At 42.9% G+C, this 23,738-nt stretch carries 16 protein-coding genes; 6 read left to right on the forward strand and 10 right to left on the reverse strand.

All coding sequences use genetic code 11. The features are described from left to right. Positions 1 to 22: 22 nt before the first annotated feature. A complete protein-coding gene (locus tag DW173_RS02835) occupies positions 23 to 661 on the reverse strand; it encodes a hypothetical protein (RefSeq protein WP_004315854.1) in 639 nt (212 codons plus the stop codon). 140 nt (positions 662 to 801) lie between these two features. Here DW173_RS02835 and DW173_RS02840 point away from each other — a divergent pair, with 140 nt between their 5' ends. Next, positions 802 to 1,854: a DUF3810 domain-containing protein gene (locus tag DW173_RS02840; RefSeq protein WP_032811710.1), complete on the forward strand. Its 1,053-nt coding sequence runs from the start codon at positions 802 to 804 to the stop codon at positions 1,852 to 1,854. A gap of 28 nt (positions 1,855 to 1,882) precedes the next feature. Further along, positions 1,883 to 2,671, forward strand: coding sequence for a nucleoside triphosphate pyrophosphohydrolase (mazG, locus tag DW173_RS02845; RefSeq protein ID WP_008020955.1), 789 nt, complete (start codon positions 1,883 to 1,885; stop codon positions 2,669 to 2,671). A 218-nt stretch (positions 2,672 to 2,889) separates the two neighbouring features. On the opposite strand, the gene DW173_RS02850 is transcribed toward mazG, so the two are convergent. The 6 genes from DW173_RS02850 to rpsA all read right to left on the reverse strand — a co-directional run bounded on the left by DW173_RS02850 (position 2,890) and on the right by rpsA (position 9,006). Beyond that, positions 2,890 to 3,357: a hypothetical protein gene (locus DW173_RS02850; RefSeq protein ID WP_049703292.1), complete on the reverse strand. Its 468-nt coding sequence runs from the start codon at positions 3,355 to 3,357 to the stop codon at positions 2,890 to 2,892. 27 nt (positions 3,358 to 3,384) lie between these two features. After that, a complete protein-coding gene (locus tag DW173_RS02855; RefSeq protein ID WP_004315844.1) occupies positions 3,385 to 3,762 on the reverse strand; it encodes a hypothetical protein in 378 nt (125 codons plus the stop codon). Between the two features lie 47 nt (positions 3,763 to 3,809). Continuing rightward, positions 3,810 to 4,361, reverse strand: a complete 552-nt coding sequence (locus DW173_RS02860; RefSeq protein ID WP_008016827.1) for an RNA polymerase sigma factor — start codon at positions 4,359 to 4,361, stop codon at positions 3,810 to 3,812. A 24-nt stretch (positions 4,362 to 4,385) separates the two neighbouring features. Then, the gene (locus DW173_RS02865) at positions 4,386 to 5,927 is read right to left on the reverse strand and encodes a L,D-transpeptidase family protein (RefSeq protein WP_233562087.1); all 1,542 of its coding nucleotides are present in this window, start codon (positions 5,925 to 5,927) and stop codon (positions 4,386 to 4,388) included. Then, a complete protein-coding gene (locus DW173_RS02870) occupies positions 5,917 to 6,855 on the reverse strand; it encodes a ribonuclease Z (RefSeq protein ID WP_049703294.1) in 939 nt (312 codons plus the stop codon). Before DW173_RS02870 ends, DW173_RS02865 begins: the two co-directional genes overlap by 11 nt. Positions 6,856 to 7,206: 351 nt before the next feature. After that, complete coding sequence (rpsA, locus tag DW173_RS02875) at positions 7,207 to 9,006, reverse strand: 30S ribosomal protein S1 (RefSeq protein WP_120143682.1); 1,800 nt, start codon at positions 9,004 to 9,006, stop codon at positions 7,207 to 7,209. Positions 9,007 to 9,102: 96 nt separating this feature from the next. Between rpsA and DW173_RS02880 the strand changes: the two genes are divergently transcribed. Further along, positions 9,103 to 15,144, forward strand: coding sequence for a DUF3320 domain-containing protein (locus tag DW173_RS02880; RefSeq protein ID WP_120143684.1), 6,042 nt, complete (start codon positions 9,103 to 9,105; stop codon positions 15,142 to 15,144). Between the two features lie 50 nt (positions 15,145 to 15,194). Here DW173_RS02880 and DW173_RS02885 read toward each other — a convergent pair whose 3' ends face one another. The 3 genes from DW173_RS02885 to DW173_RS02895 form a co-directional block, all read right to left on the reverse strand. Next, positions 15,195 to 16,325, reverse strand: coding sequence for a retron St85 family RNA-directed DNA polymerase (locus tag DW173_RS02885; RefSeq protein WP_049703296.1), 1,131 nt, complete (start codon positions 16,323 to 16,325; stop codon positions 15,195 to 15,197). A 207-nt stretch (positions 16,326 to 16,532) separates the two neighbouring features. Continuing rightward, positions 16,533 to 18,740: a DUF5686 family protein gene (locus DW173_RS02890; protein ID WP_199722808.1), complete on the reverse strand. Its 2,208-nt coding sequence runs from the start codon at positions 18,738 to 18,740 to the stop codon at positions 16,533 to 16,535. Between the two features lie 168 nt (positions 18,741 to 18,908). Beyond that, positions 18,909 to 19,721, reverse strand: a complete 813-nt coding sequence (locus tag DW173_RS02895) for an Rpn family recombination-promoting nuclease/putative transposase (RefSeq protein ID WP_233562089.1) — start codon at positions 19,719 to 19,721, stop codon at positions 18,909 to 18,911. 397 nt (positions 19,722 to 20,118) lie between these two features. On the opposite strand from DW173_RS02895, the gene DW173_RS02900 reads away from it, so the two are divergent. From DW173_RS02900 to DW173_RS02910, 3 genes are all read left to right on the forward strand, one after another. Next, entirely contained in the window at positions 20,119 to 22,308 is a 2,190-nt protein-coding gene (locus DW173_RS02900) for a glutamine synthetase III (RefSeq protein WP_055235832.1), read from the forward strand. 116 nt (positions 22,309 to 22,424) lie between these two features. After that, complete coding sequence (locus tag DW173_RS02905; RefSeq protein WP_009039694.1) at positions 22,425 to 23,126, forward strand: Crp/Fnr family transcriptional regulator; 702 nt, start codon at positions 22,425 to 22,427, stop codon at positions 23,124 to 23,126. Between the two features lie 34 nt (positions 23,127 to 23,160). Further along, entirely contained in the window at positions 23,161 to 23,715 is a 555-nt protein-coding gene (locus tag DW173_RS02910) for an RNA polymerase sigma factor (protein WP_008645681.1), read from the forward strand. The last annotated feature ends 23 nt before the right edge of the window (positions 23,716 to 23,738 follow it).

The following is a 23,738-nucleotide window of genomic DNA, read 5'->3' on the forward strand; positions in this document are numbered from 1 at the left end:
GTGCAAAATTAATAATTTAAATTCAAATCTTACCACCCTCGGGGTGTTTCTGTGCACGGAAAGAGAATTTATATCCCTCATAAAGAGCGAATCCGTAGAACAGGGCAGTCATCGACATTACATTTTTCAACAGAATAGAGAATATCTCTCCATAGTCTACACCTGCCAGGACTTGAAAATAGCCCATTTCATAATCTTGGGAGATATACCCGATAATAGACAAGAAATCACCTAAGATGCAACTAACCAGAGATAATGCCGCACCGGTAATTCCGAAAATGGGACGTATTCCCTTGCCCTGCCGCATCGCAAAACCTACCATGAATCCGATAGCAATGGGCATAAATCCTATCTGACGACCTGTAGAAACGGAGATCAGCCCCCATGCCACCGCACCAACGATGCATGCGACAACTGCACACAATATTCCTTTGGGCAGATTCTCTTCGGCAAGCATTTCCTCTTCTGTCATGAATACCGGAAAGTCTTCCGGCTTGGGAGGCGCTAATCTTTCCAGTTCCTTATCTTGCTCAAAACTGTCACATTCTTCTTCAAAAGCGGGAAGTTCTCCGGTACGTTTACAAACGAGTCCTTTTCCGTTCACAAAATCACGTGACACGCAATTCCTGCAATACTTTTCTATTTCTTCTGATGTAGCCATCTTATCCGGTTTATGTTGAATAACTTTCTCTGATTACGCAGGTACACAAAGTCACTGTTAACAGATTTTTTGCAAATATAGAGGTATTTTTTCGCGCGACGTTTATTAAATGCATATTTTTGTTGACTGATTTTATACAAATGATGAAAAATAAGCCAAATGTAAGATATGTAGCCTTAGGAGCATTATTAATCCTGGTGTGGCTAACGCAATGGATTCCTGCTCTGGCAACGATCTATTCTCAAACAATCTATCCCCTTATCTCCTACGTCCTGTCGTTTTTTTCCGGTTTATTTCCTTTTGCCATAGGGGATTTATTTATTTTCCTTAGCATCACAGGCGTGATTGTTTATCCCTTTTATGCCCGTCTCCGCAAGAAGTTGCCTTGGAAGAAAATCTTATTGCGCGACGGGGAATACTTATTATGGATTTATGTATGGTTCTATCTGGCATGGGGACTGAACTACTCGCAGAAAAATTTCTATCAACGAACAGAAATCCCGTATACCGCCTATACTCCCGAGATTTTCCAAGAATTCGTAGATGATTATATTACTCAACTGAACCGTTCGTATACTCCTGTCAATAGTATCAATCAAGATTTGATACGAGAGGAAACTGTGCGAATCTATCATCAGTTAAGTGATAGCCTGGGCGTAAATCGCCCTCCACACGAGCATCCGAGGGTAAAAACAATGTTATTCACTCCCTTCATTTCGATGGTAGGGGTAACGGGTAGCATGGGGCCTTTCTTCTGCGAGTTTACACTCAACGGAGATTTGCTTCCCGTTAATTATCCGGCCACTTATGCTCACGAACTAGCCCATTTATTAGGTATCACCAGCGAAGCGGAAGCTAATTTCTATGCTTATCAGATTTGCACCCGTTCAGAAGCGATGGGAATCCGTTTTTCCGGATATTTTTCTATATTGGGACATGTATTGGGAAATGCGCAAAGATTACTCCCGGAAGAAGAATACACCCGACTGTTTAAACGCGTCCGACCGGAAATTATCGAATTAGCTAAGAATAATCAGGCGTATTGGGCTGCCAAGTATAGCCCTGTGGTCGGTGCTGTGCAGGATTGGATATACGATCTTTATCTGAAAGGGAATAAGATAGAAAGCGGACGACAAAACTATTCGGAAGTAGTGGGGCTGCTGATTTCCTATCAGGAGTGGAAAAAGAAATAAAAATCAAGAACAAAAAATAGATATATTTATGTCACATACCAGACAAGAACAGATGGAAGCCTTCGGACGCTTCCTGGACATTCTCGACGAACTGCGTGTTAAATGTCCCTGGGACCGCAAACAGACCAATGAAAGTCTGCGTCCCAACACCATAGAAGAGACTTACGAACTTTGCGACGCCCTGATGAGGGATGACAAGAAAGAAATCTGCAAGGAATTGGGCGACGTATTATTGCACGTTGCTTTCTATGCCAAGATAGGCTCGGAAACAGGAGATTTTGACATCAAAGATGTTTGCGACAAACTGTGTGATAAACTGATTTTCCGTCACCCGCATGTATTCGGAGAGGTAAAAGCAGAGACAGCAGGACAAGTTTCCGAAAATTGGGAACAGTTGAAGCTAAAGGAGAAAGACGGAAATAAGAGTGTATTGAGCGGTGTACCCGCTGCCCTCCCCTCGCTCATCAAGGCTTATCGTATTCAAGACAAGGCCCGCAATGTAGGTTTCGACTGGGAAGAGCGTGAACAAGTATGGGATAAAGTGAAGGAAGAAATCGGAGAGTTTCAGGATGAAGTAGCCAATATGGATAAGGACAAGGCGGAAGCTGAATTCGGCGACGTTATGTTTAGCCTTATCAATGCAGCGCGTCTCTACAAGATCAATCCTGATAATGCTTTGGAACTTACCAATCAAAAGTTTATCCGTCGCTTCAATTATTTGGAGGAACATACTATCAAGGAAGGAAAAAGCCTGAAGGATATGTCTCTTGAAGAGATGGATGCTATTTGGAATGAAGCAAAGAAAAAAGGACTGTAAAACCCATGAGTAATATTGATTTAAATGCCATCATCGAAAGATGATTTGGAGTTCATAACACATGCCAAACAGGATATTCCACTATTGATTGCAGAAATAGAATACTTAAAATCAATGCTGTCTAAATAAAAAAATAGAGGCTCTATTCCGTGCGAGTAGAGCCTCTATTTTACTCAAACAGAGCGTCTATTCATACGAGTTAGACGCTCTGTTTTTCTTTATTTCTTCTTCGAATCGTTTCCTTTATCCTTGCCACGATTCATTCCTTTTATCATCTCCCGGTGGAAGCGCATTTCCGCACGCTGCACGAGAAATATCTTCTTACTGGAAAGAATCTTTTTGAACTTACCCAGATAAGTCTTATCAAGCTGATCGGCAGCAATACGATTGTTAGCTACCTTATCGTTGATTTCTGCATATTGAGCTTCCGTTGTCTTATCATCCTTGCCTTTGCGCATCAAATCCCACGATTCATCATTCAGCTTCTTCTTCTTATCCTGGAGTTCAAAATAGACGGGAAAGAACTTGGCTGCCTCCTTTTTACTCAATCCTGCCTGTTCGGTAATGAATTCCTTTTGTTTTGCCCTGAACTCCTCCCGGGATAAATGCTGATCACATCCGTCAGCAGCCCAAAGAACAGGCATAAAGCCACACAACAAAACAACCCATGCGATTAGTTTTCTCATTTTCTGTATTCAATCAGTTTTAATAAATCATTCTACACTTGCGTCACTCAAATAAACATATAACGAATAATCATCCAGCATAGCGCGGTCTAGTGCCACATCCAGCATTTCGTCCGATACGACTTCAGTATCCACCTCCGTCACCGCCACTTCATCGACCGCAGCAGGCTTGTGATCTGTCGACGCTACCCGGATAATCAGGGCCGCACCTACAAACATAGCAGCGAGATAGAGCAATGGTTTCAGTCTTGTCCATGTGCTGACAGATTCTTCCTTGAAAACAACTTTTTCTTTTTCAGGAAGTTTATTCATTACCTCCGAAGTCAGGTTTTCAAAGTAACCATCAGGCACTTTGAAGGAATTTTCCTTACCAAGCTTCTTCAATAGGATATCTTCTTCTTTCATACGTTTTTCTCCTCTCTTTTACTTAGACAACGTCCAATTTAAAAGGTTTAATCTATTTCTTCTAAAAACTTCTCTATTTTCTTCACCGCATGATGATATGACGCCTTGAGCGCACCAACCGATGTGCCGAAGATTTCCGACATCTCTTCGTATTTCATTTCCTGATAATATTTCAGGTTGAACACCATACGCTGTTTTTCCGGCAAAGTCAATAGAGCTTTTTGCAGACACAACTGTATTTCGTCGCCCGAAAAATAGGAGTCACTTTCCAACTTCTGCACAATCGCAGCTTCAGGATCGTCAATATCCACGGTAGTCATAGCGCGCTGCTTGTTCAGAAAGGTAAGACATTCGTTCAGCGCGATGCGATAGAGCCAGGTAGACAGTTTCGCCTCGGCACGGAAATAATCGATATTCGTCCATGCCTTGATGAAAGTGTTTTGCAGGAGATCGTTCGCATCCTCATGCGACAGTACCATCCGGCGGATTTGCCAATATAATTGCTCGCTATACTGCGCCACAATCATTTCAAATCCTTTCCGCTGTGTACTCTCCTCCTGAAGGAGTTTCAGAACTTCGCGTTCGTTATAAGGAATCATAATCTCTTGTATCTGTATGTTTATTTATGGTTTCAAATTCAAGTTGTTCATTGCCTCTAGTAAAGACGAATCATATTTATAAATGTCCTCACAATACCTCAAATTATTATCGGCAGACAGATAAACCGTCTGATAATCTATAAATAAAGATATATATTTCTCTAAACTATAATGTTTCAGTTCGCGATAGGCCGCACTGACAGGCAGCTTCTTCCCCTCTTCACTCACCGGTTTGATATCCATTGCAATGCGGATACGGTCTTCCAATAATTCATCCGGTTCTTTCAACAGGAAGAAAGCAAAGTCGAGTGCTTTCTGAAGGCGGACGCAACCGTGGCTCACTGCACGATTGTTTCGCGTGAAAGCCCACCGGGAAGGAGTATCGTGCAGATATACAGAATGAGGATTAGGAAAGCGGAAGATGATGCGTCCCAATGAATTCCCCGTTTTATTGTCCTGCTTCACTGTATAAGGTACACCTTTTCCTGCATATTTAGCCCAATTAACCTGATGAGGGTTTACTTGTAAGCCGTTCTTATCGTATACCTTCATGCGATTACGGGTGAAATAGGTCGTATCTCTGCGATAAGTAGGGATGATTTCTTTCCGGATAATACTTTGAGGTACATTCCAATACGGATTCAGTTCCATATAATAAATCCTGCTCGACAACAGAGGAGTTTTATTTTTCACACTCCCCACACAGATACGCATCTCCAGGATAGAGTCCGTTTCTTCGTTGATTGCCTGCAACATGAATGCCGCCACATTGGCTATCACATATTTCTGTCCTTTGTCCAATGCATATTGCCAACGTGCCCGCTCCATATTTACCAACAGACGATTCCGGTAATAATCCGTAGTATCCGTTTTCCCCCAAGCATTTACACGAACCAGTTCTTCCTGCATCTTGCGATAAAGCGGAGAAGAAGGCTGTGCTCCATGAAGAGCAGCAATTGGATTTGCACGCAATGAATCGAGGGCGGCATTTGCAAAAGTAACATCACAATGTTTTAAGGGGATACGATTGATCGAATCATTCCATCTGCGTTCCGAAGGCAAGAAACCAAACTTCAACTGGCACACATACGAAAGATATGCGGCTGTCAACTGATATTCCACATCTGCCAACAGACGGTTCATTGTCTTTCCTTCCTGCAACTTCAAAGAACGTATTTGTTGCAATCTCTCACGGATGCTATCAACCGAATAAAGATTCGGGTTAATGCCATGCCGTGAGATGTCTCCCAGCCAGAACAACATAGAGTCCGCCACCTGTGCGGCAGGTTTATCGGACACGAGCGAGTCATTCAACCAGAAGAATTCATCTTTTTCCCGATAATGGGCCAACAAAGCCGAATCCCAGGGAGTTATAGGGTTTTCGTTCAAATAGGAACGGATCATCAGACGAATACTGTCGGCATCTATTTGATAAGCAGGGTTGAACAGTTCTTGCAGGGAAGCCAGAGAGTCCGGTATCGGAGATTGGGGTTTCTCTTTCTTACAGGCTGCCAAACAAACGACGAACAGGATTACCGCTCCCCAAAGCAGGCGTCTATTTCTCATACACAGTTCCTCCATCAACGTCAATACACATATTCTCTTTCGCTAAAATGGTTTGCGGGAAAATGGCGGATGCTTCATCAAATAGAATAGATTCATCCTCGTAACGGGCTGAAAAGTGTCCGATCACCAATTGTTTCACATTGGCGTCCAAAGCTAGTTGTGCGGCTTGCGCAGCTGTAGTATGATAAGTTTCCTTGGCACGTGCCTGCTCTGTCTGCGCAAAGGTAGCCTCATGGAAAAGCAAATCTACATTGCTGATTTGTTCGGCAAGCGACGGGCGATAGATTGTATCGGAGCAATAAGCATATTTACGAGCCGGAGCCGAAGGACGGGTCAAACGCAAATTGGGTATTACTTCTCCTTCGGGAGTTACAAAGTCTGCTCCGTTCTTGATACGGTTCAGTTCATAGACCGGGACTTTATAAAAGTCCACCATGTCTCTGATAATATGGTTCGGACGCTGTTTCTCTTCAAAAAGGAAACCGCAGCAGGGAATTCGATGTTTTAAAGGGATGGTGGTTACAGTCACCGAACGGTCATCGTAGATAAGCATCGGCTCTTTCGTTTCGAATTCATGGAAGAACACCTTATAAGTCAAAGTCTTGCAAAAGAAAGCAAGCATCGGTGCAAACAGTTCTTCCAGTCCTCGTGGAGAATGAATATGCAAATCGGCTGTTCTTCCCAATAATCCGAATGTAGAAATCAGCCCCAACAATCCGAAACAATGGTCACCATGTAGATGAGAGATGAAGATATGATTCAATCGGGAAAATTTCAGTCGCGAACGACGTAACTGCATTTGTGCTCCCTCGCCACAATCAATCATAAATAGTTTTTCACGCAGGTTCACGACTTGAGAGGTCGCAAAATGTCGCGTGGTAGGCAAAGCGGAACCGCATCCCAATATATGTAACTCAAATTTTTCCATGGTATGCAAAGATAAAGCATTTCAGATTCAATCTTGCAAAGGAAGAAACTTTTTTTTCTATTCACCACAGAGGACACGGAGGACGCAGAGGGTAAGAAGGGTAAGGAGGATATGGAGAAGATGCGGAGGATAAGAAGAGGGTAGATTTATATAAATAAAATATATCGCCATCGTTAGTTTGTTAAATCAAGCCTTCACCCCCTCTGTATTCTCCATATCCTTCCTGTCCTCCATATCCTCTCCATATCCTCCTTACCCTTCTTACCCTCTGTGTCCTCTACGTCCTCTGTGGTGAATAGAAAAAGGCGCCCCCAACCGGGAGCGCCTTCATCAGAAAATATTCTGTTCAGATTATTTCTTTCCTTCCAACTGTTCTTTCAATGCAGCCAGAGCGTCGATGTCGCCCAGAGTAGTTGAAGCAGCTTGGTTTTGAATCATCGGAGAATCTTCTCTCTTACCAGAAGATGCTTTCTTTGCGCCAGAAGCAGCTTTCTTTTCTGCTCTTTCTTCAGCTTTAGCTACATCTTCGAAGATACGGCTGTGAGACAGGATGATTCTCTTAGCGTCTTTATTGAACTCGATCACTTTGAATTCAAGTTTCTCATCCAACTGTGCTTGTGAACCGTCTTCTTTTACAAGGTGTTTCGGAGTTGCGAAACCTTCTACACCGTAAGGAAGAGCTACAACAGCACCCTTATCCAACATTTCGATGATAGTACCTTCGTGTACAGAACCTACAGTGAACACTGTTTCGAATACATCCCAAGGATTTTCTTCGAGTTGTTTGTGGCCAAGGCTCAAACGACGGTTGTCTTTATCGATTTCCAATACCTGAACTTCGATGTCAGCACCAATCTGTGTAAATTCTGACGGGTGTTTCACTTTCTTAGTCCAAGAAAGGTCAGAGATGTGGATCAAGCCGTCTACACCTTCTTCGATTTCTACGAATACACCGAAGTTAGTGAAGTTACGTACTTTTGCAGTATGCTTAGAACCTACAGGATACTTCTCTTCGATTGTTTCCCATGGATCTTGTTTCAGTTGTTTGATACCCAAAGACATCTTACGTTCTTCACGGTCAAGTGTAAGAACAACAGCTTCCACTTCGTCGCCTACCTTCATGAAATCTTGTGCAGAACGCAGGTGTTGGCTCCAAGACATTTCTGAAACGTGGATCAAACCTTCTACGCCAGTAGCGATTTCGATGAATGCACCGTAGTCAGCCATAACAACCACTTTACCTTTCACCTTGTCACCAACCTTCAAGTCAGTATCAAGAGCATCCCATGGGTGCGGAGTCAGTTGTTTCAAACCAAGAGCGATACGTTTCTTTTCGTCATCGAAGTCAAGGATAACAACGTTGAGCTTCTGATCCAGTTCAACCACTTCTTTCGGATCGCTAACGCGTCCCCAAGAAAGGTCAGTGATGTGGATCAAACCGTCTACGCCACCAAGGTCGATGAATACACCGTAAGATGTGATATTTTTAACAGTTCCTTCAAGAACTTGTCCTTTTTCGAGTTTACCGATGATTTCTTTCTTCTGTTGTTCCAGTTCAGCTTCGATAAGAGCCTTGTGAGATACAACAACGTTTTTGAATTCCTGGTTGATTTTAACCACTTTGAATTCCATTGTTTTGCCAACGAATACATCATAGTCGCGGATCGGTTTAACGTCGATTTGAGAACCCGGCAAGAATGCTTCGATTCCGAATACGTCTACGATCATACCACCCTTCGTGCGGCACTTGATGTAACCCTTGATAATTTCTTCATTTTCCAGAGCAGCGTTAACGCGATCCCAAGAACGAGTAGCGCGGGCTTTTCTGTGTGACAGAACGAGCTGTCCTTTTTTGTCTTCCTGGTTTTCGATGTATACTTCTACAGTATCACCTACTTTCAGGTCCGGATTGTAACGGAATTCATTCAAAGGGATGATACCGTCTGATTTGTAACCGATGTTCACAACTACTTCACGCTTGTTCATTGCGATTACGGTTCCGTCAACAACCTCACGGTCGTTCACTTTGTTAAGCGTACCGTCGTAAGCTTTTTCAAGTTCATCGTGGCTAACGTTGGTTACTGTTTCGCCATTTTCATAAGCATCCCAGTTGAAATCTTCAATAGGAGCTACGTTCTTTAAGTTTTCCATTAATAATAAAATTGTTTAATACTTTAATTAAATAAGACATTATATTATCTATAAATCGGGCGCAAAGGTAGAAATATTTTCTTGATTGACAAAAGAATGGCAGAAGAAAAGAGATTTATATCCGTATTTTTTGTAATATTGCAATTCTTAATTTATACAGTTTTTGCCATGGACGAGAGATTGGACAAAGTCAAGGTGCAATGCGACTATTTACCGCTTATTAATTTTGCGATACAACAAAACGGAGCATCGGTCATTCATCAGCTTTCTATTGAGAACACGACATCTGCCCCACTGAAGGACATTCAAGTAGTAATCACGACAGAACCGACTTTCGGAAACGCCGCTCCGATGGCTGTTGAACAGATCCCGGCCAACGATTCGATCCGTCTGTCGTCATTCAATCTCACTTTGTCCGCCAACTACTTCACGCAACTGACCGAACGTTTATCCGGCAACCTGAAAATTGAAATTACTGCTGAAGCGGAACCGATATTCTGCCAAACATATCCTATCGACATCCTGGCATACGACCAATGGGGCGGACTCAACGTATTGCCCGAAATGCTGGCTGCTTTCATCACTCCCAATCATACGGCTCTCCTGCCGATTATCAAAAGAGCAGCTTCCATCCTGGGGCAATGGACCGGTAACCCGTCTCTCGATGAATATCAAAGCCGCACTCCGGACAGGGTGAGGAAACAGATGGCTGCCATCTATACGGCTATCGCGGAGCAACAGATTATATATAGTACCGTTCCCGCCAGTTTCGAAGAATATGGGCAGCGTGTCCGGTTAGCCGATTCTGTAATGGCACAGAAATTGGGAACCTGCCTGGATATGGCTTTGCTCTATGCTTCCTGCCTGGAGGCAATCGGGCTGAATGCTTTAATCGTCATCACGCAAGGGCATGCCTTTGCAGGAGCCTGGCTGGTACCGGAAACTTTCCCGGATCCTACGATTGATGATGTTTCTCTATTAACGAAAAGAACAGCGGAAGGAATCTACGACATTACTTTGGTCGAAACGACCTGCATGAACATGGGACATTCGTCCGATTTTGACGATGCGGTGAAGAAAGCAAACGGAAAGTTGACGGACGGGAATAACTTCCTTCTTGCAATAGACATCAAAAGAGCGAGATATTCGGGTGTACGCCCCATCCCTCAACGTATTTTGCACGGACAGGTATGGGAAGTCGACGAAAAAGAGACCAACATTCAGAAAAGTGCCGTTCATGCCACTCCGCAAAGTATCAATCCGTATGATTTATCGGGCAATGAAACCCAGACCGTAATCACCAAACAACTGTTATGGGAAAGGCGGTTGCTGGACTTGAGCCTTCGCAACAACCTGCTGAATATCCGGATTACCAAAAACACGCTCCAACTGATCCCGGCTAATCTGGCTTGTCTGGAAGATGCATTGGCTGACGGAGAAGAATTCCGCATCCTGCACCGCCCTGCCGATTGGGAAAGCCCGGCGATGGATTTCGGAATTTATTCCTCTGTACCGGAGTCTGATCCGGTGGTTGGTTTCATCAACTCGGAGCTTTCACAGAAAAGACTGCGTTTTTATCTGTCCGAAAACGATTTAGGCAAAGCACTGACTCACCTATACCGTTCCTCGCGTACCTCTATTGAAGAGAACGGAGCCAACACTCTTTATCTGGCTCTCGGACTTTTGAAATGGTACGAGACTCCTTCCAGCGAACGTCCCCGCTACGCTCCCATCCTGCTAATGCCGGTTGAAATCATCCGTAAGTCGGCAGCTAAAGGCTATGTGATCCGTTCACGGGAAGAGGAAACGATGATGAATATTACGTTATTAGAAATGCTTCGCCAAAACTTCGGAATTACCGTATCGGGATTAGACCCGTTGCCCACCGATGAAAGCGGCGTTAACGTCAAACTGATTTATTCCATCATTCGTAACAGTATCAAAAACCAACGCAAATGGGACGTGGAAGAGCAGGCCATCTTAGGCATCTTCTCTTTCAATAAGTTCATCATGTGGAATGACATTCACAACAATGCCAATAAACTGGTTCAGAACAAAATAGTTTCAAGCCTCATCAACGGAAAGATAGAATGGGAAGCCGCAACAGAAGAAATAGACGCAACGGATATGGACAAACAACTGTCGCCAACGGACATCGTATTGCCTATCATTGCCGATTCTTCGCAATTGGAAGCTATCTATGAAGCCGTACACGATAAGACTTTTATCCTGCACGGTCCTCCGGGAACGGGTAAATCACAAACGATTACCAATATCATCGCCAACGCACTTTACAAAGGGAAACGTGTCTTATTCGTTGCGGAAAAAATGGCTGCCCTCTCCGTTGTTCAAAACCGATTGGCGGCTATCGGTTTGGCTCCGTTCTGTTTGGAAATTCATTCCAACAAAACAAAGAAATCCGCCGTTATCTCACAACTGAAAGAAACAACGGAAATTATCAGGCAGACACCTCCCGAAGAATTCAAAAAGGAAGCGGAACGTTTGCTGAATTTGCGGGCGGAACTGAATCAGTATATCGAAGCCCTGCATAAAGAATATCCGTTCGGAGTTTCACTATACGACGCCATTATCCATTATCAATCTGTGGACGTCGAACCTTGTTTTGAGATTCCACAACCTTATCTGGATACATTAGACAAAGATACATTTGCGCAATGGGAAGAGGCTATCGAATCGTTGGTCAGAACCGCCAATGCGTGCGGACACCCTTATCGGCATCCATTAACAGGTATCTCGATTTCCGAATATTCATCTGCCGGAAAAGAAGAAGCCTCCCAATTACTTACCGGTTTCATTGATTTATTAAATACCATCCGGCAGAAGTTGGATGTATTTTCCGTACTTCTGAAAGATACGGATATACACCCGACACGCAAGGATTTCCAAACGATTGCCTGTATCATCCGGAGAATACTCGATATTCCGGAGCTGACTCCGGGATTGCTGACTCTGCCGTTATTGAATGAAACGCTGAATGAATATCGTGAAGTGGTGGTTCATGGGCAAAAACGTGATGAACAAAGAAAAGAAATAGAGGCAGGATTCACCAAAGAGATTCTGTCTATCAACGCAAAGCAGACGGTAGCCGAATGGAACCGGGTATCCGATCAATGGTTCCTTCCCAGATATTTCGGTCAGCGAAAAATCAAAAAGGCTATCAACATCTATGCTTTAAAAACCATTGAAACAGAAGACATCAAACCGCTACTCCACCGGATTATCCGGTATCAGGAAGAAGAGGACGCTGTTCAGAAATACACCGGCCAACTCCCCTCTTTGTTCGGACGATTCGGCAAGAATGAGGATTGGACTGCCATTGAGCAGATTATCAATGACATGGCTTCTCTTCACTCGCATTTGCTGAATTACGCAAAGGACATAGCCAAGGTGTCACAAATCAAACAGAATTTGTCTGTACAGCTCACAGAAAGAATTCAAACATTCAGAGATATTCACGCTCACTCTTTCAATGAACTGTATCAGTTGTCGGATACACTCACAGTCATTGAAAAGAAGTTGTCCGACACGTTGGGTATATCAACAGAAGAGCTTTATACCTCTTCAGCCGACTGGATAACGATTGCGCTATCAAAAGCCCAAACCTGGAAAGATAACCTCGACAAACTCAAAGACTGGTATCAGTGGTTACAAGCATACCAAACTCTGAATAAACTGGGAATCGGATTTGTCGCGACAGAATATAAGGAAAAGAATATCCCTACCGACCAACTGACAGACATCTTCTACAAGAGTTTCTACCAGGCGGTTATTCAGTATATCATTGCCAAAGAACCCACGTTGGAATTATTCAACGGCAAAATTTTCAACGATATTATTGCTAAATACAAACAAATATCCGCCAAATTCGAAGAAACGACCAAAAAAGAATTGTTTGCGCGGCTGGCTTCCAACATTCCGTCTTTTACTCACGAAGCTATCCAAAGTTCCGAAGTGGGCATCCTTCAAAAGAATATCCGCAACAATGCTCGTGGCATATCCATCCGCAAGCTGTTCGATCAGATTCCTACTTTATTGTCGCGTATGTGTCCGTGTATGCTAATGAGCCCGCTTTCCGTCGCTCAATTCATTGATACGGATGCTGACAAATTCGATTTGATTGTCTTTGACGAAGCGTCACAGATGCCTACTTATGAAGCGGTGGGCGCTATTGCCCGAGGCAAAAACGTGATTATCGTGGGGGACCCGAAACAAATGCCTCCTACCAGTTTCTTCTCGGTCAGCACCGTAGATGAAGATAATATTGAGATGGAGGATTTGGAGAGTATTCTTGACGACTGCCTTGCTTTGTCTATCCCTTCCAAATATTTATTGTGGCACTATCGAAGCAAACATGAGAGCCTCATCGCTTTCAGCAACTCCGAATATTACGATAACAAACTGATGACTTTCCCTTCTCCGGACAACATTGAATCGAAAGTCAGGATAGTCAACATCAACGGTTATTATGATAAAGGCAAATCGCGCCAAAACCGGGCGGAAGCTCAAGCGGTGGTAGACGAAATAGCCAGAAGATTGAGAAGCGAGGAATTGAGAAAGAAAAGTATCGGTGTGGTGACTTTCAGCATCGTTCAGCAAGCCTTGATAGAAGACTTACTTTCCGACCTCTTTATCTTCCATCCCGAACTGGAAACTCTTGCTCTGGAATGTGACGAACCGTTGTTTATCAAAAACCTGGAGAATGTGCAGGGAGATGAACGGGACGTTATTCTCTTTTCTGTGGGCTACGGTCCGGATGCGGAAGGACGTGTCAGCATGAATTTCGGCCCATTGAACCGGGTAGGTGGCGAAAGAAGGTTGAATGTGGCCGTTTCCCGTGCCCGGTATGAGATGATTATCTATTCCACTTTAAGATCGGATATGATTGACCTGAACCGGACTTCCTCTATCGGAGTAGCCGGATTAAAACGTTTCCTCGAATATGCGGAGAAAGGAACTAGGAATACAATCAACAGTGTGACAGCCCAATCAACGGAAACAGCAGCCTCCATCGAGAATATCATTGCCGATAAACTGCGTTCATTGGGATACACCGTGCATACAGACATCGGATGCTCCGGTTACAAAATAGATATAGGTATCGTTGACACCGAAAATACCTCCAACTATCAATTAGGTATTATCTGCGACGGCAAAAACTACAAACGTACCAAGACCGCACGTGACCGGGAAATTGTGCAAAACAATGTACTGAAAGCACTCGGCTGGGATATCTACCGGATATGGACTATGGACTGGTGGGAAAAACCGGACGAAGTAATAGCTGCTATTCAAGAGGCTATCGCACGCAAAAAGAGTTCAAAGGTTAATGCCCAAACAACGACAACCACCGAAATTGATTCTGCCCCAATGACAGCAGAAAAAGAATCTGTGAACAAAGAGTCGACAGACAAAGAAAAAATAACAAAAGAAGAGCCAATAAAAGAAGAGTCAATAAAAGAAGCAGTACCGACTGCAGAGAGAGATAACAATGAAATTTCATTTGTACTCAAAGCATCACCTGCCACTTCTGAAAAGCAAACTGCTTTCGCATCTTCCGCACAAAGCGGAATACAGCAAAAGTACCGATCGGCAAAGATCACTCCAGGCAGCTATTCGCCGGAAGACTTTTTCTTTAGTGAAAGCTATTCTATCCTCACTTCTCAAATACGGAAGATTATAGAGAATGAAGCTCCGGTCAGCAAATCATTGCTTTGCAAGAAGATTCTGTCTGAATGGGGAATCAGTCGTTTGGGAGCACGGGTAGAAACACAGATAGAGACGGCTTTAGATACACTAAATATCTATCGCACCGAACATGAAGGATTTGTTTTCTGCTGGAAAAACAGAGAGCAATGTATCTCCTACTCTATTTATCGTCCGGTTTCCGAGCGAGAAGCGACAGATATAGCTCCTGAAGAGATAGCCAATGCCATCCGACAACTGTTGACAGACTCCATTAGCCTGCCTGTGGCAGATTTGATAAAAGCATGTGCACAACAATTCGGCTTTGCCCGTATGGGATCGAACATAGACGCTGCCATGCAAAGAGGTATTCGCGAAGCCGTGAAAAGGAATTATGCCAAAATTGAAAATGAACGGGTGACGATTGCGGATTAAATGTTGGTTCGAGTGATCCTGTCTAGTAGATTCAGGTGACAGAAATTAGATCAATACCCTTTCTCCAAACGTTTCAGGGCAGCAATAGAATCGGATACATAGCTATTGTCCGGTTCTATTGACCGCCAATAACAAAGCTCTCCAATCAGCCGTTTCAGATAGACAGGATCACTCGAACCAATCCGTCGCTGATGTTCTGCCAAACCTTTCGTCAGGATGAAATAGACATTCTTTCGGATTTCCCTCTTTCTGGCTTTAGGGATAGTCAGTTTCACACCGGAAGAGATGGACACTCCCGTGATAATCTTTCTACCATACTCATTGATGAAACGGGTCTTTTTATGATTCGGTTCGAATTTCTCATCACGAATGATTTGTTTAATACGGGGAATAATCTGCTCTTTGGGAAATACATCTCCCGAAAAAGTCAGGTCATCGGCATACCGGGTATAAGTCAGTCCGTATTCCGCTGCCAATGCCGCCAACTTCCTATCCATCTCATAACTAACGATATTACTTAACGACGGACTTGTAGGCGCTCCCTGCGGCAAATGTCTGTGCAAACAACACAACGTTCCCAATACTTTAGATACATTTTCCGGATAACCGATCTTCTCAAATGTCTTTTTCACTCTCGGACTCCGTATAGAAAAGAAAAAATCATGAATATCCATTTTCAACACATACCGCTTTCCTAAATGAGGATTGGCATTGTCGACTACAGAATGACCGTTCCGGAAACCTACCGCTGCCGGATGAATCATCGTTACAGGTGATAATATACGTGAATTAATAGTCGCTTGAATGGATTGCATTGTTTTGTTAGGAGCAGAGATCATACGATACCCTCCTTTTCTTTTTCTCATCCAAAATTCCCGGTAATGTACAGAAACGTTTCGTAGTATTTCCTTCAATTGTCCCGTTTCCATTCCCAACAGATTGGCACACCAGACAACAGCCGATTCATCATACTTTTGAACATACTGTGCTCTTGAAACTGTCGCTCCCAAAGCATGCCTAAGCCAGGCTCCATGCTCCCATTTTACTTTAGTAGTCTTTTCTTCCTTACTACCGTCTGTCGCTTTCCATCTTTTATACCCCTCTTGTTTTCTGCTTGAGGAAATCATCTTATAAATCAGAAAACCTGTGACAATAAGTATCGTTATTAGAATTCCGTCCATTTTGTATTATGTATATAAACAAAGAGAAGAGAGGATGAGTTATTTACTAAAATAAATTTAGGTATTTATACCTTAGAATTTATTTTCTAGGAAAAACACCTGTGCTTACGAGGCGACTACACCTCTTTGATGCTAAATTCGGCCCTCATCCTCTCTTATACAAAGATAAGTATAATCTTTCGATAAAACAACCGGAACGGGGAAAAACTATCGGTTGAACAACTCAAACGTGAACTTACAGCCTATTCCTCCGAATTTCCAGTTTTCGCTGCTTACGAAGACTCCCACGTCGAAAATATGCGTACCGATGCCATATCCGACTTCCAGATAAGGTTGAAGATGCGGCATAGAAAGTGCACTGATGTAAATACGTTCATTCTGCACATAACGGGTGTACTTCATCAGATGCCGGAGAATAAGGAATGGAGCTTCGTAGGTGAAATGTCCCCGCACATAACGACGGGAGGAGTTATACCAACGTGAGTCAAGCACCTGAAATACTCCGCCGATTTCATCATTCCAGCCTACGGGAAGATTATGGCGGGAGAAATTGGCAAAGTCCACAAAATACAGTTCATCCTGATTGGTGAATGCCCCGAATCCGAAACGATAATAAATATTACGCATCAATCCCATCCGGATTTGATGCTGAAGGTCAAACTCTATTCTTTCATATTCGCCCGTACTTTTAAATACTCCTTTAATTCCCCGTTCATAATCGACCGAGAAGGTTGGATAGATAGAATGTAAGTTTATCTTTCGCTTTCCGTTCATATAATAGTAGAGTCCCGGCGTCCACTCTATCCGGATGCGGGGAGCGAAACTGATATAAGTGTTCTTGAATTTATCCATAAACTCCGGAGGCGGCATCGGATAATCACCGGTAATCACAAAACGGGAAGGCTCTACGGCTGTTCTTTTATGGGCAGAGAAACCCAGACCGATATCCAGTCCGTTGACTATCTCAACTGTATGGCGGAAGTTAAAATACAAGTCCTTGAAATAATCAAGATGAATTAAATCGAAATTAAAGATACTATCCGGCATGGCTTTCAGTTCGTCGAGCACCTTACTGCTATAGATACGGTTACCATTACCTACATTCAACCGGAAGAATCCCCGTTTCTGCGGCCAGTATTCAAAGTCGGCATTCAACGACCAGTAGAACTCTTTACGCGTGAAGTTGTATCCGAGTTTCGGCACAATACGAAGTAATTTATCCCCTCTGAAAAGACGGTTGTAACGGAAATCCTGTCGATAAGACAAACCGTTGCTTCCGCTATAACTGAATAAAAGCGGATTTATAAACGGAGAGAACCGTACGCTTCCGATATTGGACAAATTGAATTTATAATCTTCTACCATCAAGTCCCCCATCGTTCCCCAAAAGGCCTGACTCTTGGATGGCTTTTGTATGGTAGCCGTGTCACGTCTAAGCGCATTGTCGAAATATAGTTTTTTCTCGCTCTCGTTCAAAGGGATCGGGCGCATGATAGCAAAGGTAGAGGCGTCCGTCTTATAAGCATTCGTATCACACTGTAAAGAGAAAGATTCCGAAAGATTATATTTCCTCTCCTCTTTCTTACGTACCTTCTTTTCTTTCAGTTCGATGGATTTATAATCTAAAGAAGCTGTATAATTACCATCTACCTTATTTCCGAGGAATTTGAAAAGGGCTTCTACATCATAACGCACCGGCAGAAATTCATTTTTTTTGCCGACATCTCCCATCTGAATCCAACAGGTAAATGTTATCAGCTCCGATCTTCCCGAAAAACGGATTTCACGAACACTCCAGACGTTGCTGCTAACCACCATATATCCACCTACCAACTGATCGCTCTTGGTACGGGGAATGAAACGTATCCGATAATCCAGATTGTTAGGATCTCCCATTACGCTGTCTATCCGATACTTATAATATTTCTGCCCGTTTTTAGCCAGTGGTGATAGCAAGCGTTCATCATTCAGCAAAGAAGAAGAGTAGATATTTACATTAAAGTATTCAAGCAAACCCGGCAATCCTCTGTTTCCCCTCACAGTTCCTTGGGAGGCTTTTACTTTTTGGTCGTAAATATTGGGAGCTGTATAATGCAGGTCACTGTATGTTTCAAGCAGATATTCGCGAACACCCTTTTGCAAACGAAACATAGAAGGTACATAGCGGAGAATAAAATTCTTTTTCTGAATGTCCATCTTACCTTTTATATATAGGTTCGCACGATAATCGCTGACTATCGTTTCATACAAAGGCGCAAAGGTCATCACACGTTCTATGATGGAGTCGGCAGAGATTTCCTGATGAGTATAAGGATTCATTATATAATTATTGGCTGCCCCCTTTGATATAAAAGAGAACAGACACAATATGCATCCTATCAATATTTTATCTCTCAATTGTCGTATCTCCTTCATTAACGTAGGCAAATATAAAAAAGAATATCGAAAAGCAATGGAATTAAGCTACTAAAAAGAGTTATCAGGGGAAGGAAGCTTTTCACACCTGATTAATATAAATATATGAATAAACAAAAACGACTCATGTTTGAATGCATGAGTCGCCTATTAATAATAGGAGAAAGATTATAATTTCTCTATTTCTTCTTTCGAAATACCCGTAGATTTTATGATAATATCATTATCCACCCCTAATTCTTTCAATTTACGGGCTGTTTCTCGTATACCTTTTTGTATACCTTTTTGTTCTGCAAAGTCCAACGTATTAAAATAATCGTTGTAAACTTTCCATTCTTCCTCGTACTGCATTCTTTCCTCCTGGGTCATATTCGCTTTGGAGGCTAACTTTTCCAGTCGTTCAAAAACGGCTTTACGAGCCTTGAAAGGCATTCGATCAAGTGTATCCATGTGCTTTAATATATAAATCCAGCGTTCAAAATCATTTTCACATTCATCCTCTTCTTTATTAAAGTTCGGCAATTCAATAAAAATCTGCCGGAACTTACTATTGAAAAGCTTACCTGTATCCCTGTCAGAAAGGATAACATCCGTTCTGATTTTAGAGGGTATATCCTTGTCCATCACGAAGTTCATGAAGAACACTCCGTACACAGCATCTAATTGAAAGTTCCAAATCCCTTTTCTCGCTTGTTGGGTAATAGCCCTAGAGAGATAGAAAAGGGCACGGTCTTTAAAGTAAGGCTGTTCCCGGTTCTGCATTTCTACGATAATATGTTCCCCCGTATTGGTTCTACAATATATATCATAGATAAGTCCTCGTTCTGTTTTTACTTCCGGCTGCTGTTCGTTGTTTAGGAACTGGATGTCGGTAATTACATGCTCTCCTACGAGCAAATCATTCAAGAAGTCGATTAATAACTCCTTTTCTACCTCTCTGCCGAATAAAAACTTAAAGCCAAAATCGGTAAAGGGATTGATAAATCATCCCATTATATGCTGTGTCTCAATTATAAAACAAAGATAGAGTTTTTTTGTTGAATAGTGTCAAGTATGGGATAAAATAAAATGTTTAGCAGTGTGAAAAGAAATGAATGTCGCTATGGGCAAACATTTACAATTCCTTACTCAAATGGCCATGAATAGCCAAATATTCAAACTGTTGTACAAAAACTATCACAACCATTATAAAGTTTGGTTAAACAGATGGCTAAAGAAATGGAGCAACAGAAGCAATAAGAACAGAAGTTGGAGAATCAACAGAGGGGGTATCTATAGAAAAATACATTCATTTCTAAAAATACCCCCTTCAAAATAGGGGTACTTTCAGAAAAAACATATAATTTTGCGCCATCAACCGATAAAAAGTAGACCATTTATGTCAAAAATGCGTTTTTTTGCCTTACAAGAGCTTTCCAACCGGAAACCTCTGGAAGTAACTGCTCCTTCCAACAAACTCTCTGATTATTATGGTAGCCACGTGTTCGACCGCAAGAAGATGCAGGAGTATCTTCCCAAAGAAGCCTACAAAGCTGTAACCGATGCTATCGAAAAAGGTACGCCTATCAGCCGCGAAATAGCAGACTTGATTGCTAACGGCATGAAAAGTTGGGCCAAGTCACTCAACGTCACTCACTACACACACTGGTTCCAGCCTCTGACAGACGGAACAGCCGAGAAACATGACGGTTTTATCGAATTCGGCGAAGACGGCGGAGTAATCGAACGCTTCTCCGGAAAACTACTGATCCAGCAAGAGCCGGATGCCTCTTCTTTCCCTAACGGCGGTATCCGCAACACTTTCGAAGCACGAGGATATACAGCCTGGGATGTTTCTTCACCGGCATTCGTGGTAGACACCACTCTTTGTATCCCCACTATCTTCATTTCTTATACAGGTGAAGCACTGGATTACAAAACTCCCTTATTGAAAGCACTTGCCGCCGTAGATAAAGCAGCAACGGATGTCTGCCAACTATTCGACAAGAACATCACCCGCGTATATACCAATTTAGGATGGGAACAGGAATATTTTCTAGTTGACTCTTCCTTATATAATGCACGCCCCGACCTCTGCCTGACAGGACGGACACTGATGGGACACTCTTCCGCCAAAGACCAACAGTTGGAAGACCACTATTTCGGCTCCATCCCTCCACGTGTCACGGCATTTATGAAAGAACTCGAAATTGAGTGTCACAAACTGGGTATTCCCGCCAAAACCCGTCATAACGAAGTAGCCCCCAACCAATTTGAGTTGGCCCCTATCTTCGAAAACTGCAACCTTGCCAACGACCACAACCAGCTTGTCATGGATTTGATGAAACGTATCGCAAGGAAACATCACTTCAATGTACTCCTACACGAAAAGCCATACAGCGGAGTAAACGGTTCGGGCAAGCACAACAACTGGTCGCTCTGCACCGACACCGGCATCAACTTGTTCGCCCCCGGAAAGAATCCGAAAGGAAACATGCTATTCCTCACTTTCCTGGTAAACGCCTTAATGATGGTTTATAAAAACCAGGATTTACTGCGTGCCTCCATCATGAGCGCCAGCAACAGCTACCGTTTGGGAGCCAACGAAGCTCCTCCCGCCATTCTCTCCTGCTTCCTGGGTTCACAACTATCGTCTACTCTCGACGAAATTGTCCGCCAGGTAGGAAACGAGAAAATGACACCGGAAGAAAAAACCACTCTTAAATTAGGTATCGGACGTATCCCCGAAATCCTACTGGATACTACCGACCGTAACCGCACCTCTCCTTTCGCATTCACCGGAAATCGTTTCGAGTTCCGTGCCGCAGGTTCGTCTTCCAACTGTGCCGCCTCCATGATTGCAATCAATGCCGCCATGGCAAATCAGTTGAACGAATTCCGCGCATCAGTAGAAAAACTGATGGAAGAAGGAGTAGGCAAAGATGAAGCCATCTTCCGCATACTGAAAGAAACGATTATCGCTTCCGAACCGATTCGTTTTGAGGGCGACGGTTATTCTGAAGAATGGAAACAGGAAGCCGCACGCCGCGGACTGACTAACATCTGCCACGTACCGGAAGCCCTGATGCACTATATTGACAACCAATCCAAATCAGTGCTGATTGGCGAACGTATCTTCAACGAAACCGAATTGAACAGCCGTCTGGAAGTGGAACTGGAGAAATATACCATGAAGGTGCAAATCGAAGGCCGTGTACTGGGCGACCTCGCCATTAACCACATCGTACCGACTGCCGTTGCCTATCAGAACCGGTTGCTCGAAAATCTTCGCGGACTGAAAGAAATATTCCCGGCTGAAGAATACGAAGTGTTGAGTGCCGACCGCAAAGAGCTGATCCGTGAGATTTCACACCGGGTCACTTCCATCAAAGTACTGGTTCGCGAAATGACCGAAGCACGAAAAGTTGCCAACCACATGGAGAACTACAAGGAAAGAGCATTTGCATACGAAGAAAAAGTACGTCCATACCTCGATCAAATCCGCGATCACATCGATCATTTGGAGATGGAAGTGGACGATGAAATATGGCCGTTACCCAAATACAGGGAACTGTTATTTACTAAATAAAATGCCTATAAGATTGCACGAAAGCTCCCACTTTTGTGCAATCTTTTTATAGATTCGTTCATTTTCTCATTTTTTCTTTTTACTTTTGTGCTGTATAACACAGTTTTGTAGCACTCATGGTAAAAATGAATATGTCAGACATCGATATTTCGGAACCGTTATCCGATATGTTAGCTCCTTTAAATAACGAGCAAAAGGAGTTTCTGATGAACAATTATACGATACAAACCTACAAAAAAAATGAAACCATCTACTGCGAAGGGGAAACACCTTCTCATCTGATGTGTCTTATCAGTGGGAAAGTAAAAATCTTCAAAGATGGCGTGGGAGGTAGAAGTCAGATTATTCGCATGATTAAACCACGCGAATACTTTGCTTATCGTGCTTATTTTGCCAAACAAGATTTTGTAACTGCCGCAGCAGCTTTCGAACCCTCTGTTGTTTGTCTGATTCCTATGAATGCTATCTTAACTTTAGTTGCCCAGAATAATGACCTGGCTATGTTTTTTATCCGCCAGCTTTCTATTGATCTCGGCATCTCAGACGAACGCACTGTCAATCTGACACAAAAGCATATCCGCGGACGCTTGGCCGAATCTCTCATCTTCCTGAAAGAAAGCTACGGCTTGGAAGAAGACGGATCTACTTTGAGCATTTATCTTTCACGCGAAGATTTAGCTAATCTCTCTAATATGACTACTTCGAATGCTATCCGCACATTGTCACAGTTCGCTACGGAACGACTGATTACAATCGACGGAAGAAAGATCAAAATCATCGAAGAAGAAAAGCTGAAGAAAATAAGTAAGATTGGATAAGAAAATTCCTGCACCAGTCGCTCCACCCTAAATAGTGAACATACATATAGAAAATATAATTGCAGACATCAGACGTGGTAACAAACAGGCTTTCAAAAAGCTATTTGATGACTACTATCCTATTCTTTGCGTGTTCGCATCCCACTATATTGAAGACAAAGAAGTTTGCAAAGACATTGCGCAAGATGTATTGTTAGCTTATTGGGAACGGAAAGAAGATTTCGACAACATTTTGAAAGTAAAAAGCTTCCTTTATACCGTCACCCGAAATAAATGTCTGAATCACCTAAAACATGAACAATTAGATATTCCTAATTTTTCCGGACAGGAAGAATTCGATAGTGGTTTTGAAGCTGCTATTATCGAACAGGAAACATTCCACATGGTTCGCAAAGCGGTAGAAGAATTGCCTACCCAAATGCGAAATATCATCTTATACTCTATGAAAGGGTTAAAAAACCATGAGATTGCTGACAAATTGCAAATTTCAGAAGGCACTGTCCATACGTTAAAGAAATTCGCCTATCGCAAACTTCGCGAAAGTCTCAAAGGCATAAATTACACCTTATTACTATTTTTATGCAAATAAAGTAACTTTTTGATTACCCCGTT

It is taken from the genome of Bacteroides sp. AM16-13 (assembly GCF_003602705.1).
Classification (GTDB): domain Bacteria; phylum Bacteroidota; class Bacteroidia; order Bacteroidales; family Bacteroidaceae; genus Bacteroides; species Bacteroides xylanisolvens.